The 376-nt window shown below is 38.6% G+C and carries 1 protein-coding gene; it reads left to right on the top strand.

Annotated elements, in window-relative coordinates; translation table 11 throughout:
* Positions 1-102 precede the first annotated feature (102 nt).
* Positions 103-376, top strand: a 274-nt coding sequence (locus AVJ19_RS21335; RefSeq protein WP_162626697.1) for a helix-turn-helix domain-containing protein, incomplete at its 3' end; no start/stop codon positions are given.

Here is a 376-nt window from a genome sequence, read left to right as displayed (position 1 = left end):
GCAGATTCAACAACGAAGTGCAACACTTTTGGAAGTAGTTGAGAAAGTTAGGATATATTGACTTTATTCTGATTTTTTCAACTCGCAATTGGAAAGCACACAATGAATCAATACACCCAACTTTCTCAAGAAGAAAGATACGAAATTTATGCCGCTTTGAAAAGCAAAACTTCACAAGCCCAAATCGCTAGAGACCTCAATAGATCCCCTGCAACTATTTCACGAGAAATTAGACGAAATAAAGGACTACGAAGTTATCGTGCTAAACAAGCACATGAACTTTCAAAACAGCGTTGCTATCGTAGAACCTCTTCACTCACCACATTTGCTTATGCTTATATTCGCCATCTGATCGAAGCCAAATGGTCACCTGAAC

The sequence above is a fragment of the Acinetobacter sp. CFCC 10889 genome, from assembly GCF_003268395.1.
In the GTDB taxonomy this organism is placed as follows: domain Bacteria; phylum Pseudomonadota; class Gammaproteobacteria; order Pseudomonadales; family Moraxellaceae; genus Acinetobacter.
Note: the sequence above shows the minus strand (reverse complement) of the source record. Positions and strands in the feature narration are given on the sequence as shown.